Below are 15,127 nucleotides of genomic sequence, written 5' to 3'. Positions count from 1 at the left end.
TAGATGGAAAGCGTGTTAATTGAAAGTGCTATAGAAGAACAAAAAAACATAATAGTTAATGCAGATGTAAGAGTATATAGCTGCACACTCGAAGATTTATTTACAGACCAAGTAAAAGGTTTGTCTGGCAAGTTAAGTATTCCAGAATATCAAAGACCTTATGTTTGGCAACAAAAACAAATCAATCAAATTTTAGGAGGCTGGAGAGAACATCTAAATAAGCAAGAAGATGATAAACCTATGTATTATCTAGGAAGCATTATCTTACATCAAAATGATCAAAAACTTAATATTATTGATGGTCAGCAACGCCTTACCACCGCTTTAATTTTAAGAAAGATTATTGCTCCACATAAAAAAAGTGGTATTAACTATACCTCTGGAATAAGTATTCGCAATATTAAAGCAAATTATCAGTACCTAAAACAACTGAATGATGAAGAATCTTTAATACACTTAGATTTTACTAAAATCAACATCACTCTTGTCGTAACTAATACAGAAGACTTAGCCTATACATTTTTTGAAACGCAAAACACCGGTGGAGTTCGTCTAAAAGGAAGTCATATAATTAAAGCTCATCATTTAAGAGCCATACAAGATAATCGCATAGTAAACTTTCAGGCTCGCAAATGGGAAGCAATCTCAAGTAATAAAGTAGAAAGCATAACGGCATTACTAACCAAAGCAAGGTATTGGGATAGCAAATTGTGGAGAGATTTCCCTTCATTTAGAAATAAAAGAGAACTAAAACAATCCTTAATAGAAGAGTTTACGCTTCTTACACATAACGATGATGAAAATCTATCGTATCACTATAGCGTAATAAAAAATGAAGGAGACAAAAAGTATCAATTACAAGAGAGCGACTATAAACAAATAAGACAACCTTTATCTGACGGAAACAACACACTTGACTATATTACAGAGTACATTGATTTATATCAAATTTTATTTGAACAAAATGACCATAGAGCCTCTCAAGAATTTTATGAGCTTCGTGAAGCTTTAATCGATAAAAATTGTGGCTCCGTGTTTTTAAAGGAATTTTACCAAATAGTGCTTATGTGTTATGTTAGTCGATTTGGTTTTTACAAACTATTTGAAGCTAGCTTATGGTTATTCAGAGCAATATATTCAATGCGATTAACAATGAATAGAAATGTAGTTGAAAAAAGTATTTTTAAATATGCTCGTGAAACTATGATTATCAATCATATAGTGGAATCTTATACACCACAGCAATTATTTAATCATTTAACTAAATACAAGTATGAGTTGAACCCTAACAATATGGAGGAAAATTATGCTAAGGGACGTCATATTAACTGTATTAAAGCCTATTTTGGTAAAAATACCATAAATACAATATCATATTACACCACTAATTTAAATCAATTTGACAAAGATTTATTAAAAGGAATTCACTCTAAAATAAAGACTAACTATGCTTAATAAATTCACTACAAAAATTGTAAGCCTAAGTACTTTAAATAATTATAGTTTTATAATTCCTACCTATCAAAGACCTTATGTTTGGGGCGAGGAACAAATAAAAAAGCTTTTAGACGATGTTTTACTTTCTTTCACTACAAATAAAGAAAGTATTTACTACATCAGTACTTTTCTTACAAAAGAAGTTGGTGATAAAGCTGAACTAATTGATGGACAGCAACGTTTTACCACTCTTTGGTTGATAGCTTTAGTTTTATCTGAAATGACTTCAAACAATTCAGAAATTAGTACTTTTTTAAAAAAAGGAGATGAATTGAGACTTTCTTTTGAAATTCGAGACGAAATTAAAAATTATCTCAAAGCTTTACTTAAAAAAGAAAGTACTAGTAAATTCTTAAATGAACACTTTATAAAAAAACATCCTTATCTTGAAAATATAGCTGAAGCATTATCAACAATAAAAGGGTATTTTTTACAATTATCAGAAGACTACAATTTAAATGAATTTGGTAATTACATATATACGAATGTAAAACTGGTAAAAAATACCACCCCTACAAATACAGATTTAAACAAGCTATTTACTACTATTAACAGTGCTGGAATTCAATTAGAACAAACCGACATTATTAAAGCTCGTTTATTAAATCTTATAAAAGATGAAAAAATTAAATTTAGCAGAATATGGGAGAGTTGTGAAAACATGAATAACTATTTTGAAAGAAATGTTCGACAAGCTTTTCCGAATTGGAAATCGTTTAATTTTAAAAAACCTTTTGATTTTAATGATAATTTGTTTCAACATAATGAAGATGTTATTGTAACAAATCCAAAAGATATATTTAGTATTGATGATTTATTAGAACATGATTATGAAACTGTAAATATTAATACAGACATAAAAAGTAACCAAACTGAAGAAATTAACGAAAATGAAGTTTATTGTCGTTCAATTATTAACTTTAGTCAGTTACTACTACACACCTACCGTATTCATTTATTTAAAGAAGGAAAAACAGACTTTCCGGAAGAGTTTCATAGTAAAAACTGTATTGCCATTTTTAACGAAATGATTAAAAGAAATAATACAGAAGAAATAAAACGTTTTTTTAAACTGCTTTGGAAGGTTCGTTTTGTTTTTGACATTTATATTATAAAATGGGTTACTAATATTGAAAACAAGACTGAGCAACTTGAGCTTATGAATATTAACTCAAATACTGATGGATATTATTCTAGAACTAAATACGAACCTTCTAGTAATCTTATGCTACAAAGTATGTTGTATTTTACTGGTGATTATTTGAGACAATATTGGCTAACTCCCTATTTAAATTATTTACTACAAGATTTTGACAATGTAGCTCCTACAAATAATAGTCATTTAGAATATTTAGAAAAAATGGATAATATAATTTCTACAAGAGGAGGAAAAAGTGAAAAGGAGCTTTCTTTTGAGTATTTAAAAACTAATGAGTTTACACAACAAAGATTAGATATTGAATACTTTAACATGCATTTAGGAACAGGCTTTAAACATTATTGGTTTCAAAAATTAGAATATATACTATGGAAAAACTGGAAAGATAGAGAAGAGAAAAATTTTAAAAATTATAGAATAACTTCTAGAAACTCTGTTGAACATATTTATCCACAAAATCCTGAAAATAGGATACAACACCCGGAAATTGAAAATAAGCACCTACATTGCTTTGGTAACTTAGTTTTATTAAGCGTTGCACAAAATTCTGAGTATAGTAATAAATCTGTGAGTGTTAAAAAATCTATGTTTGGAGAGAAAAAACATACTTATGATACATTAAAGTCTTTCTACATCTTTCAATCTAATCAATGGACACCTAAAGAAATTGAAGAACATAAATCAGAAATGATTAACCTATTAAAAATGCATTATGAAAAAACTTTCTTTTAAATAGAATTATATAATTCCATATTTAAATATAAAGAAACTACGACATAGATCGTCGTTAGTAATAATTTAATTAGTACTCATAAATTTTACTTGTTATGAAAAAACAAAGACTACTAACAAAATCTAGATTTAAACAGGCTTTAGATTGTCCTACAAAATTATATTACACAAAAAAAAGTGAGTATGAAAACATCCAAGACAGTGATCCTTTCTTAGAAAGTTTGGCACAAGGTGGATTTCAAGTAGAAGAGCTAGCTAGAATGTATTTTCCTGATGGAATTGCTATATTAGGTGAAGATTGGAACTATCAAAGTTTAGCAGATAAAACTCAAGAGTTACTTCTACAAGAAAATATTACCATTTTTGAAGCTGCATTTTTAATAAACGATCTATTTATTAGGGTAGATATTTTACACAAACAAGGAAACAACATTCGATTAATTGAAGTAAAAGCTAAATCTATAAACGCTACTAGTCACAACTCTTTTCTTAACAAAAGTGGAGGGATGGGCGGTTGGACATCTTATTTATACGACGTAGCATTTCAAAAATATGTTATGCAACTTTGCTATCCTGATTGGAAAATATCATGTGAACTAAACCTAGCAAATAAAGATGCAGTAGCTTCCGTTAATGGATTAAACCAACTTTTTAGAATTACTCAAAACTCAGATTTAAGAACAGGAATTATTAAACCTGATAGTTTAACAATTGATGATTTAGGTGAGCCTATACTAGCTTATATAGATATTAATCAAGAGATTGAACACATTCATACAAATAATCCACTAAATCCAGATAAGTCTTTTGAAGAGCTAGTAAATTTTTATTTACATCATTATAAAATGGATATAAAAATTTTCACTCCCATTGGACATCATTGTAAAGGGTGTGAATTTCATACTACTCCTACTCCATCACAAAAAAGTGGTTTTCATGAGTGCTGGACACATCAATTAAACCTTTCTGAAACTAAAATAGATAGCCCAAAAACTTATGAAGTAAATAATTTTAGAGGTAGCAAAAAATTAATGAATGAAGAAGAGAAGTTCTTTATGCATCAACTTACCGAAAATGACTTGAGTTTAAAGCTAGAAGCAGGAAAAATATCTACTTCAGAAAGACAACTTATTCAAATAGAAAAAGAAAACAATAATGACACTACTCCATACATAGAAATTGAAGGGTTAAGAGATGAAATAAATTCTTGGGTGTACCCTTTAAACTTTATTGATTTCGAAACTTCTGCTGTGGCAATTCCATTCACAAAAGGAAGAACTCCTTACGAGCAAACAGCCTTTCAATTTTCACATCATGTAGTGTATGAAGATGGTCGCATAGAACATTCTTCAGAATACCTAAACACCTCGCCTGGAGAGTTTCCTAATTTTGATTTTATAAGAGCCTTAAAAAAATCTCTAGAAAGTAATAACGGAAGTATTTTCAGATATCACAATCATGAAAACACTATAGTTAATGCTATTTACAAACAACTTTTAAATAGCAATGAACCTGATACAGAAGAATTACTTGAATTTATTAAATCAATATCTCATAACACAGGAAACAGTTCATCTACATGGTCTGGTGAAAGAGATATGATTGATTTATGGAAAGTGGTAAAAGACTATTACTACGACCCTTATACTAAAGGATCAAACTCCATTAAAAGCGTTTTACCAGCTGCTTTAAACTCTAGTACATTTTTACAAAATAAGTACAGTAAACCTATTAAAGACATTAACTTAACCAGTAAAAATTTCCCAGATGATTTTACCTTCTTAAAAATGGAAGAAAATCAAATAATCAATCCATACAAAATACTTCCTCCTCTGTTTAATAATTGGACAGACGAACAATTAGAGCAAACTATTTCAGAACTTGATGAAATTGCTAACGGTGGTGCTGCTTTAGTAGCCTACGCTAAGTTACAGTATCAAGAAATGAGCAGTAAAGAGCGTAACGAGATTAAAAAAGGACTTTTAAAATATTGTGAACTTGACACCTTGGCTATGGTAATGATTTACGAGTATTTTATGGAAGTTATAAATTAACATTTCTCTACGACATGCTTTGTCGTTACATCATAATATATTTTACTAAAACATTTAAGAATGAGTAAAAAAATAATTTTTATAGACATGGATAATGTCGTTGTAGACTTTCCTTCTGCTTTTCCTAAAATAGAGGAAGGGGTTTTAGAACAATACCAAGGAAATGAAGATGAAATCCATGGAATTTTTTCATTAATGAATCCAAAATTGGATGCTGTTAGATCGGTGAACTTTTTGGCTCTACATTTTGACGTCTTTTTTCTTTCAACAGCCCCATGGGAAAACCCTTCTGCTTGGAGTGATAAGTTGTTATGGATTCAAAAATATTTTCCTGAAGTTGGATATAAACGACTTATTCTATCACATAATAAACACTTAAATTCAGGAGACTATTTAATAGATGATAGACTTGCAAATGGTGCTGATAAATTTAAAGGTGAGCACATCCATTTTGGACAGAGCAAGCATGAAAACTGGATAGATGTAATTACTTATTTATGTAATAAAGAAAACATTCAAGATGGCTTTAAATAATGTTTTATACATACATGGATTTAACAGTGGTAAGGGCAAAAAAGTAACAACTCTTCAAAATGAAGGATACACAGTATTTTGTCCGCAGTTAAAAAACAACGTCAAAGAAGATCTTTTAACGCTTGAAAACTTAATTAAAGAAGAGAGCATACTATCGATTATTGGAACTTCTCTTGGTGGATATTACGGACTAATACTTTCGCAATTCTTCAAACAGAAAGATTACTATTTAATAAATCCATCGTATAAGCCATATATCACGTTAAAAAAACATCTAGGTGAAACTTTAGAAAACTTTAAAACCTCTGAAAAATTTAAAGTGAATAAAGAATTTATAGAAGGGTTAAAAGAGGTACAACCTGAGATTAAAAATGTACCCTTAGCTGTAATTAATTTCTATATCGGAACTAATGATGAAGTTTTAGATTATAAAGAATTTACAAACGACTTATTATCTTTACAAAAACCGCTAAATATTTTCAAAGAACAACAAGATCACCGATTTCAAGATATATCTTTAGTAGTAAAACATTTAAAAGAAAATACAACAAGTAATAACCTTAATCAATAATGAATATATTTAAAATTTTAGCAAACGGTCATGGAACAGTTAGTGAAACAAATGTATCTGCTTTTTTAGGGTATTTATTAGATCCAAACGCTGACCATGGTATTGGATATGAATTTTTAAATTTATTTTTAGAAGAAGTTTTATCAGAAAAAAACACCTCAGACGAGACAGATTTCAAACCTTATCAATATGATTATCAAGTTTTTTTTGAACAAAAATTTAAAGAAACCAACAATAACAAATCAGAAGCTATTGATATTTGTATAGTGTGCTATGAAACTAAAAATGAGGGTAAATCAATGTCTGTAATGTCTGACTTCATTTCTAACAATAAAGAAATCAAATCAGTCTTTTTAATAGAAAATAAAATTAAAGGAGAGCCTACTAAAGGACAACTTTCTAATCAATTTTTGGCTTTTAAGGATCAATTTTCTGAAATTAAACCTGATTTTAATATTGACAATATACATTCAATTTATATTACCCCAGAAACGATTAAATTCAATAATGAATTTGATACTAACACAATTAAAATTCAAAATAAAACTCACTTACACTGGAATAATAATGATGACGAAAACAATTCTATAAAAAAATTACTTCAAGAGATATTAATCAAAGAAGCTAACTATGAAATTGATCCTTTAAATGAGTATTCAAAACATACCATTAAAGCATTTATCCAATTCATTAATAACAATTTTAAATCTATAAAAGAAGAAAAGAAAGAAAGAGGTAAAAATGATGGTAGTTATACTAACCGTTTTATTGAACTAAATGAAGAAACAAATATTAATGAAAAACTAAATAATTTAAGGGATAACCTTTTAACTTTAAATAGTGATCTAAATATTTCTAAAATAGATTTAAGCAGCCCTCGATTCCCTAAATTAAATATACCCTATAAAGGAATTATTATAGAAATTTTTACTGCTTCAATAAGAAGAGATGTGGTGAAGATAATATTCCGCTTTGATAAAACAACAAAGAAACCTAGAGAAAAAATATCACATCTCGCGGAAAATTTAGGTGTAGAACTCAAAAACTCAAAATCGAGAAATGCCTATTGTCTTACTCAGGAAATGGATAGAAAATTAAAGATTTCAGACACAAACAAAATATTTTCTATCATTCAAAAATCAAAAAAATTAATAGATGAAAACCTATAGAAAATGTCTAGACAAGGAACGATAAAACGCTATACGTTAATTATTGAAAGAATTAATAGAGGCTTATACCCTACTCTTAAAGAAATTGAAACCTATTTGTTTGATCATGGATTTGAAATATCTACAAGAACGTTGCAACGTAATATAGAACAAATAAGAGATGAGTTTGGTATTGAAATAACTTATGACCAAGAAAAAAAAGGATATTTTATTGACAAAGAAAGTAGTATTCAATTCAATTCTTTTTTACGTTTCTTAGAAATTGCCAATACTGCTGAATTAATTACTGAAAGTATTAAAGACAGTAAAAAAACACTTGAATATATCTCTTTTGATAATGATGGTACTCTAAAAGGAATTAGCAACCTAAAAATATTACTTCAAGCAATAAAAGAACAAAAAGTAGTTACGTTTACTCACTATAACTTCGATCAAGGTAACTACAAGGAAAGAAAGCTCTATCCTTACCTACTCAAAGAATACCTCAATCGTTGGTACGTTATAGGTTTACAAGAAAAAGACAACACTAACTTTAGAACATTTGGTATTGATAGAATATCTAACCTAACACTAACAACTGAAGTGTTTGTTAGAAATCAAGAACTTCATCCTCAAAGTTTATTTTCTTCAATAATTGGAGTTATCTATCCTGAAGAAAACATTCAAGAAGTTGTGTTAAAATTTACTCCTTTTCAAGGTAAATACATTAAAACTCTACCGTTACATCACTCACAAGAAATCCTCATTGATAATGATAAAGAGTTAACCATTAGACTTTGGATAAAAATAAACTACGAACTTAAACAACGCCTTTTAATGCTTATTGACCAAGTAGAAGTTTTAAAACCTACAGCATTAAGAGATGAAATGAAACAAGTTTTAACCAAAACCCTTAACAATTATAACTAATATGAATCTTTCAAAAATTGCAAAAACAATATATGATAACGTTAATGAAATTATTATTAAAAAAGACATTTACACCGATGAAATATTCACTCAAAATTGGTTGATAGATGAGGCTGAAAGGAATTTAAAAAATGTAGAAGGCTGGTATTGGATAAAAACTGATTTAGATTTTGAGTACTTATCAAAACTACACCCTGAAAACCAAAGAAAAAAAGGATCTTTATTCTATAAAACAGCAGGTAATAATAAAAAGATTTTCCATGAAGAGTTAATCAATAAAACATACTTTTATAATGGGCACGCCAAAAAAATAGTAAGTAGGTTACGAAATCATTTTTATTTACAAAATGATGGTACTGGTGCTTTAGGAATTAACGCCTACCCTATTCTACAAAATCACACTATAACAGTTCGTTATTTCACTACAGAAATGATTGACAATCTAAAAATCCCTGAAATAGATAAAAGCGTTATTAGAAATTTAATTCTTAAAAACATTGGTAGAACCGCCATAGAAAATGCTTGGAGAGCCGAAAACGGTTTTCCTATTTTATGCAAACATTAAAATATTTATTTCTTTTTTTACTACGACACACTTCGACATAACTTCATTATAATTTATCCAGTTAAAAATATATGTAATTCAATAGATGATTACTTTAAAATTATTTGGAGAAGGGTGTTTTGTACATTATTTAGAATCTAGTAAAGCTTCAATAGAAACCTATAAATTAATTGCTGCTAAAATGAAGCTTCCTCTAAAAGAAGCTTTATTAGACGCATACTTTTTTTATAAATTACATTCGGATGTACAATCGATAGATGATCTTATAGTAGATTCATTTGGAGGGCTACTTCCTCTCTCGCCTTGGAAAATTGAAATTTGGTTTGAAAGAAAAAAAATAGCGAAAATTCTGTTTAACGAACTCCTAAACTCTACTACTCTTTTCCCTTTATATAATGTTGAAAATTTAAATACTCCAATTAGTTTTTTTGATAAAGGAATTTACCTAAAAGAGCTAGTTACTGGATGCATCGGCACCTATAAATTTGATTCTAGTAGTTTTGATATAGATAACGTAACCTTTACTCTATTAACCTCTGTATTTACTGAAAAACCATTACTTGTCAATACTTCTTATCAAAACAAAAACTTTGAAAAAGTAAAAGACGATTATTTAATTAGGCATCGGGAAATTGTAGTTATTTAACTACATATTTCATTTATTATACAATCTGTCTTTTTAACTTAAGAGTATATCTGATTTAGTTTTTAATACACTGTTATACTTCTCTTGCATTTCTTTAGATAAAAATGAGCTATTAATAAGCACTACTGCTTTTGGTAATAACTTTTTAAATCGTTTAAAAACACCTTTAATTTGTTTTTCATTAAGATCTAAACTAAGCCCAAAATCTATAAAGTGCTGTTTTGACAATTTTTTCTTTTTTCCTGCTATCGTTAATGCTAGCTCTTCAGTATCATCAGGATTTGCAATAGAAACATTCAATAAATCATACGCAGGAGATAACGCCCAACCATAGGCGATTTTAATCATTGAAAAGTTTTTTAAGTGCATATCATTATTTCCTGTTATGTAAGAAAAAATTGTTAATTCAAACAAACGAAGTTTATCTAAAAGTGTATTTTCTGCATAGTTATTTACTGCCTTAGCAACACGTTCCATAGAGCCTTTATACTTATCAAATGCTTCTGTAATTTGAAACATATCAATCATGTGGATTTTATCGCCACTTACTCCTCTATCAATTCTTTTAGTTATATATGATAATTCTCCTGAAGCTAATCGTATCAAAGAATGCGGAACAACATCTATATTAAATAATGTTGCCATTTTCATTGTTACGTGTTCATTTTCTGGCATTTCAGGATAATCTAACGAAGGTGGTTTAAAAATATAGTTTCCTCCTAAAGCACCGACAACTGTTAATCGTTTATCAACACTATTTTCGTTAAGAATTGACATTGATAGTTTAGGCTGAACACCAGGAACAGAAACACTTCTTTCAACTACAGCTTTAGCTAAATCAGACATTTCATCTAAAGTATAAGTTATTTTTGGGGGGTGATCACTACCAAAAAACTCTTTACTACATTTTAAATGAAAGTCTTCTACCTCACTTACTTCTTTATAACAATACAAACATTTACTCATTGTCATTCTCTATTGGTTCAACACTTACAGCTCCTATACAATTATGGCAGCAAGCCAATAACAACCCCATTCTATCATTTTTATTTATCTTCCAGTTTTTAGAAGCAATATCTAACAGCCATCCTTCAGGAATCAACCCCTCAAAAAAAGGAAACAATCGATTCTCTTTATATATTTTATTGGTTACTGGCATTGTAAACGTTATAAACTGATTAGGATAATTCTTTACATAATCTTCTTGATATTGAAATGTAAAATCTCCATCGTTAGTTTCGGTTAAAACTCCACAAAAAATACTATCATAAAAAATTTTAGCTTGCCTCATTATCTTTTATTTCTTTTAGACTTACTGGCATTAAAACATGACCAAACATTTTTAAAACTTGATTTACTTTTTCAAGGTTTAAATTTGTTTTTCCTTGCTCTATTTTACGAATAACTGTTAGCGCAACTCCTGCTCTTTCAGCAAACTCTTCTTGGGTTAAATCGACTTCTTTTCTGCGTTCTTTAACAAACTCTGACAAACTGTTCATTATATGTAATTGAATATAATTATATCCAAATATACTAAATTATATGTAATAACATATAAAAATAAACAAAAACGAATTATTATATGCAAAAGCATACAATAAAATAGAATCAACTTATTAAAAATTGGTTAGTTGTGTAAAACCTTGCACAAACTTTGCACAAAAACAACACAACAATCACTTGGTTTCATTGAGTTTATCTATGATTGTGAAGAAAATGAAGCTTGTGCAACAGTATTAAATAATTTATCTATTATGTAATAAAAGAGAAAACTAATATTATAATTGTTAACTTATAAATTACCAAAAAGAAATAGTAATTAATAAATTAAATCATCTTTAAAATTGTAAGTAACTTTTTCTAGCTTTTCATTTTTATATTCTAAAAATAGCATATCATAAAAAACCGAATACTCTTCAAAAGATAAATGTTCATTTTCCTTTAATTCAAATTCTTTATCAAAATTAAACTGACTTATAAGTCTGTCATCAAAAGCAAAACTATATTCTACTTGCATATCCGAATACCTATCAGCTAATTCTATATATAAATTAGTCAACATTTCTTTAAATGTATATTCATCTCTATCATCTAAATATTCATTGTTTTCAATAATTGACAGTACGAATTCTCCTGCCCAAGTTCCTATTCCTTTATTTGATTTCCATTCAGGAAAAGCTATATCCATAAAATGTAAAATCTCATTTAACAATTCTGTTTCATTATACTGTTCCATTACAGTATAATAATCCATGTGCATCTCTCTATTCTCTATAAATTCTTCGAAGTGAAACTGGTTTAGCATTTTATTTTTTTAGGGTTAAGATACAAATTTTTGAATAAGAAATATCTTCAAAAATCAATCAAAAGAAAACAAAGTCTTCCACCTTTACTCCATCTCAATTGTCTGTATACATTGATTTTACTGGGATTATTACTTTCTGTATCGGAAAGTAATTACTACAAAAACAAATATTCAAAAAAACATATTAAAATCAGTACTTCTTCTTATTTATGATCTTTTCTATAAAATAATTTACTTACACAAAACATAAATAATTTTTACTCAACTATAAAAAATTAATTATACAGTTTATAACTATTATTTTGTACTTTTAAAATCTTCGCAACCTAAATACAATGTTGCCCACCTCAAACGTTTGGTTACTATTGTGTTTAACTTAATTATAAACAAAAAAGTTATGCCTCTTTTGTAGACAAACTATGTGTATTAAAGTTGAAGAGTAGTATGAAAAAGCTTACTGGTTATTTTATTTATTAAAACATTATGAAAAAAACAATTTTAACATTTACAATCTATATTACAACGTTTACTTTAACATTTGCTCAAGAAACTGGGTGTTTTTCTGGTAACTGTATAAATGGCGAAGGAACTTTTTTTTATACTAATGGAGATAAATACGAAGGAAATTGGAAAGATGGTAAAAGGTATGGTGAAGGAACTTTTTATACAAAAAGTGGAAGAAAAATTGTTGGCTACTGGAAAGATGATAATTCAAATGGTTTTACTACCATATACAAATCAGATGGAAGTAAGATATACGAAGGAAATATTAAAGATGGTAAAAAAATGGCGAAGGAACTTTTTATACAAAAAGCGGAGGGAAAATTGTTGGTTACTGGAAAGACGATGAAGTAAATGGTTTTGCTACAATATACAAGCCAGATGGAAGCAAACTATACGAAGGAAATATTAAAGACAAAAAATATAATGGAGAAGGAACTTTTTATGTAAAAAGTGGAGGAAAAATTGTTGGTTACTGGAAAGATAGTAAAGTAAATGGTTATGCCACTTTTTATAATCCCGATGGAAGCAAACTATACGAAGGAAACCTTAAAAATAGTGAGTATAATGGATATGGTACTTTTTATTATACTAATGGAAGTAAATATGAAGGAAATTTTAAAGATGACAAGTATTATGGCTATGGAACCTTTTACTGGGCTAATGGAGACAAGTATGAAGGATACTATAAAGATGGTACAAGAAATGGTCAAGGAAACTTATATTACGTAAACGGAAATAAATACGAAGGAAGTTTTAAAGATGGATTGTTCTTTAATGGAACATTATATGACATAAATGGAAAAACTGTAGAAAATTAAACTTTGCAAAAACCCGTAGTTTTAAAAAATGAAATTAGAAAAACCGTTTAATAAATACACCAAACAAGAATACCTTAAAAATATTCGCAATCATAAGCAGTATACGTTAATATTTTTTGGAAACATACCTCTAATAAATACAATAAAAACATAATTGGGTAAAAAAACGCTCACAATTTGAGCAAAAATAGAACCTACATTCTACTCTTCTTATTAATAGAAATCATAGACTTGTATCTTTACTACCCTACCCAATTATAAGCTTTAATTTTATTATGAATATTACTTTCTGTATCGTGAAAATAGATTTTTGTTTTTTCTTTTATTTTTATTCTGAACGAATCAACATTATACTATTCAAATCATAGTTAAATTGGTCAGTTTTTGTATAGCTGGTTACACTACTCTCTCGAACATTTATAACCTTAACTTTATAACTGATTGTTATTGTTTGGTCTTGAGTGTTTGTTTTCAGTAAAATCTCATCAAATGTTGATTGTTTTGTAGCACCATTTGGTATTGTAGGGCAACGTTTAAGTTTGTTTAAGGCTACACTGTCTTTTGAAAACCAACCATTTAAAAAGTCTAAATGCTTATCAGAACATTGATAACCTAAATCTAAATAAGACAGTAGCTTACAATCAAGGTTACTTCTGTTTTCATTGGGACTTCCTCCATCCCATTCACATTCGTTCCCTACAAAAGTTGCAATGTACCCTAAAGCGGCTCTTTCGGGTTCTGTCATATTTTTTTGATAGTTTTTATTAAGTACAATTGTATTAATATCTGTTTTTAACTCATCATCATATAGTGTTTCTCGCCATAGAACTTTTATATTTTTATCGTTAAGTTGGGAAGTCTTTACTTTTGTTGATGATACTAAAAATTCTTTAAAATCTAAATACTCAGGATCACCAACAGGTCTAATACTGTCTATTTTCCAGTTTATAATAATTTTTTGTTCCTTAAAATACTTCCCTTCCCAACTATCTTCACTAATTAATACGACAGTATCATCATTCTTCTTTACTGAAAAGAGTATTTCGTCATAGTCATAATTGTTGAAATCTACATAAGTAACAGTATCGGTATAAATTGTTCCAAATTTCAATTGTTCATTAGGTCTTAGATGGCTTTTAAGATTATCTAGAATTGTATTTTCTTCTGTTTCTTTTTTTACTAGAGACTTTATTGCACCTTTATTATCTTCTACAGCTTTAACCATCGTATTGATTTCTGTTTTTACAGGTTTTTCAGATTTGTTTTTGCAGGAAATAAAATAAAAACCCAGTGAAATGATTATTAGTAAAAGTGGAATGGTTTTATTTTTCATTCTTTTTTGAGATAAATTATACTACTTTATTGATTTAATGTAATTCTAATTCCCAATCTTCGTACGGTTGTTCTACTTTAAAAGTATGATCACAATACGAACGGATATAATCTACCGCACGTTTTTCGGCATGTTTTGCATTGAGTACTTCTCCGTTTTCGTCTAATGCAATTACATTAGCAAAAATGGCAAAGGCTTGTTCAATAGCACTAGGCTCTTCACCATAAAGCTTTAGGTAGTCAATACCTTTTAATTGGTCGTGAGTACCACTTGCCATAAAATAGGCAAAGGTTCTAAGTGCTCCACTAAATGATTCGCTTAATCTCATATT

The 15,127-nt window shown here is 28.4% G+C and carries 17 protein-coding genes; 11 read left to right on the top strand and 6 right to left on the bottom strand.

The features are described 5' to 3' along the window. Positions 1-3 precede the first annotated feature (3 nt). The 9 genes from ACKTSU_RS05975 (at position 4) to ACKTSU_RS05935 (ending at position 9,836) form a co-directional block, all read left to right on the top strand. A complete protein-coding gene (locus ACKTSU_RS05975) occupies positions 4-1,455 on the top strand; it encodes a DUF262 domain-containing protein (protein WP_408035460.1) in 1,452 nt (483 codons plus the stop codon). Continuing rightward, positions 1,448-3,388, top strand: a complete 1,941-nt coding sequence (locus tag ACKTSU_RS05970) for a DUF262 domain-containing protein (RefSeq protein ID WP_408035459.1) — start codon at positions 1,448-1,450, stop codon at positions 3,386-3,388. The genes ACKTSU_RS05975 and ACKTSU_RS05970 overlap by 8 nt, the downstream gene beginning before the upstream one ends. Before the next feature lie 95 nt (positions 3,389-3,483). Beyond that, positions 3,484-5,442 (top strand): DUF2779 domain-containing protein, encoded by a 1,959-nt coding sequence (locus ACKTSU_RS05965; protein WP_408035458.1) that lies wholly within the window; start codon positions 3,484-3,486, stop codon positions 5,440-5,442. A 60-nt stretch (positions 5,443-5,502) separates the two neighbouring features. After that, positions 5,503-5,976: a 5' nucleotidase, NT5C type gene (locus ACKTSU_RS05960; protein ID WP_408035457.1), complete on the top strand. Its 474-nt coding sequence runs from the start codon at positions 5,503-5,505 to the stop codon at positions 5,974-5,976. After that, complete coding sequence (locus ACKTSU_RS05955; protein WP_408035456.1) at positions 5,963-6,547, top strand: YqiA/YcfP family alpha/beta fold hydrolase; 585 nt, start codon at positions 5,963-5,965, stop codon at positions 6,545-6,547. The genes ACKTSU_RS05960 and ACKTSU_RS05955 overlap by 14 nt, the downstream gene beginning before the upstream one ends. Further along, complete coding sequence (locus tag ACKTSU_RS05950; RefSeq protein ID WP_408035455.1) at positions 6,547-7,716, top strand: PD-(D/E)XK nuclease family protein; 1,170 nt, start codon at positions 6,547-6,549, stop codon at positions 7,714-7,716. Before ACKTSU_RS05955 ends, ACKTSU_RS05950 begins: the two co-directional genes overlap by 1 nt. 3 nt (positions 7,717-7,719) lie before the next feature. After that, positions 7,720-8,625, top strand: a complete 906-nt coding sequence (locus ACKTSU_RS05945) for a helix-turn-helix transcriptional regulator (RefSeq protein ID WP_408035454.1) — start codon at positions 7,720-7,722, stop codon at positions 8,623-8,625. Between the two features lies 1 nt (position 8,626). Next, positions 8,627-9,190 (top strand): hypothetical protein, encoded by a 564-nt coding sequence (locus tag ACKTSU_RS05940; RefSeq protein WP_408035453.1) that lies wholly within the window; start codon positions 8,627-8,629, stop codon positions 9,188-9,190. Positions 9,191-9,275: 85 nt separating this feature from the next. Beyond that, positions 9,276-9,836 carry a hypothetical protein gene (locus ACKTSU_RS05935; RefSeq protein ID WP_408035452.1) on the top strand — a complete coding sequence of 187 codons (561 nt, stop codon included), beginning with the start codon at positions 9,276-9,278 and terminating at the stop codon, positions 9,834-9,836. A gap of 33 nt (positions 9,837-9,869) precedes the next feature. On the opposite strand, the gene ACKTSU_RS05930 is transcribed toward ACKTSU_RS05935, so the two are convergent. The 4 genes from ACKTSU_RS05930 to ACKTSU_RS05915 form a co-directional block, all read right to left on the bottom strand. After that, a complete protein-coding gene (locus ACKTSU_RS05930; RefSeq protein ID WP_408035451.1) occupies positions 9,870-10,808 on the bottom strand; it encodes a HipA domain-containing protein in 939 nt (312 codons plus the stop codon). After that, positions 10,795-11,127 (bottom strand): HipA N-terminal domain-containing protein, encoded by a 333-nt coding sequence (locus ACKTSU_RS05925; protein WP_408035450.1) that lies wholly within the window; start codon positions 11,125-11,127, stop codon positions 10,795-10,797. The genes ACKTSU_RS05930 and ACKTSU_RS05925 overlap by 14 nt, the downstream gene beginning before the upstream one ends. After that, entirely contained in the window at positions 11,114-11,335 is a 222-nt protein-coding gene (locus ACKTSU_RS05920) for a type II toxin-antitoxin system Y4mF family antitoxin (protein ID WP_173360303.1), read from the bottom strand. The genes ACKTSU_RS05925 and ACKTSU_RS05920 overlap by 14 nt, the downstream gene beginning before the upstream one ends. Positions 11,336-11,655: 320 nt before the next feature. Beyond that, on the bottom strand, positions 11,656-12,141 hold the full coding sequence (locus ACKTSU_RS05915; protein ID WP_408035449.1) for a hypothetical protein: 486 nt from the start codon (positions 12,139-12,141) through the stop codon (positions 11,656-11,658). A 483-nt stretch (positions 12,142-12,624) separates the two neighbouring features. Between ACKTSU_RS05915 and ACKTSU_RS05910 the strand changes: the two genes are divergently transcribed. Both ACKTSU_RS05910 and ACKTSU_RS05905 read left to right on the top strand, forming a co-directional pair. Continuing rightward, on the top strand, positions 12,625-12,996 hold the full coding sequence (locus tag ACKTSU_RS05910) for an MORN repeat-containing protein (protein ID WP_408035448.1): 372 nt from the start codon (positions 12,625-12,627) through the stop codon (positions 12,994-12,996). Continuing rightward, the gene (locus ACKTSU_RS05905) at positions 12,966-13,463 is read left to right on the top strand and encodes an MORN repeat-containing protein (protein WP_408035489.1); all 498 of its coding nucleotides are present in this window, start codon (positions 12,966-12,968) and stop codon (positions 13,461-13,463) included. The genes ACKTSU_RS05910 and ACKTSU_RS05905 overlap by 31 nt, the downstream gene beginning before the upstream one ends. A 328-nt stretch (positions 13,464-13,791) precedes the next feature. Here ACKTSU_RS05905 and ACKTSU_RS05900 read toward each other — a convergent pair whose 3' ends face one another. Both ACKTSU_RS05900 and ACKTSU_RS05895 read right to left on the bottom strand, forming a co-directional pair. Continuing rightward, positions 13,792-14,796: a hypothetical protein gene (locus ACKTSU_RS05900; RefSeq protein WP_408035447.1), complete on the bottom strand. Its 1,005-nt coding sequence runs from the start codon at positions 14,794-14,796 to the stop codon at positions 13,792-13,794. 34 nt (positions 14,797-14,830) lie between these two features. Beyond that, positions 14,831-15,124 (bottom strand): DUF7677 family protein, encoded by a 294-nt coding sequence (locus tag ACKTSU_RS05895; RefSeq protein WP_408035446.1) that lies wholly within the window; start codon positions 15,122-15,124, stop codon positions 14,831-14,833. Positions 15,125-15,127: the final 3 nt, after the last annotated feature.

The organism is Tenacibaculum aestuarii, assembly GCF_964510395.1.
Lineage (GTDB): Bacteria > Bacteroidota > Bacteroidia > Flavobacteriales > Flavobacteriaceae > Polaribacter > Polaribacter aestuarii.
Note: the sequence above shows the minus strand (reverse complement) of the source record. Positions and strands in the feature narration are given on the sequence as shown.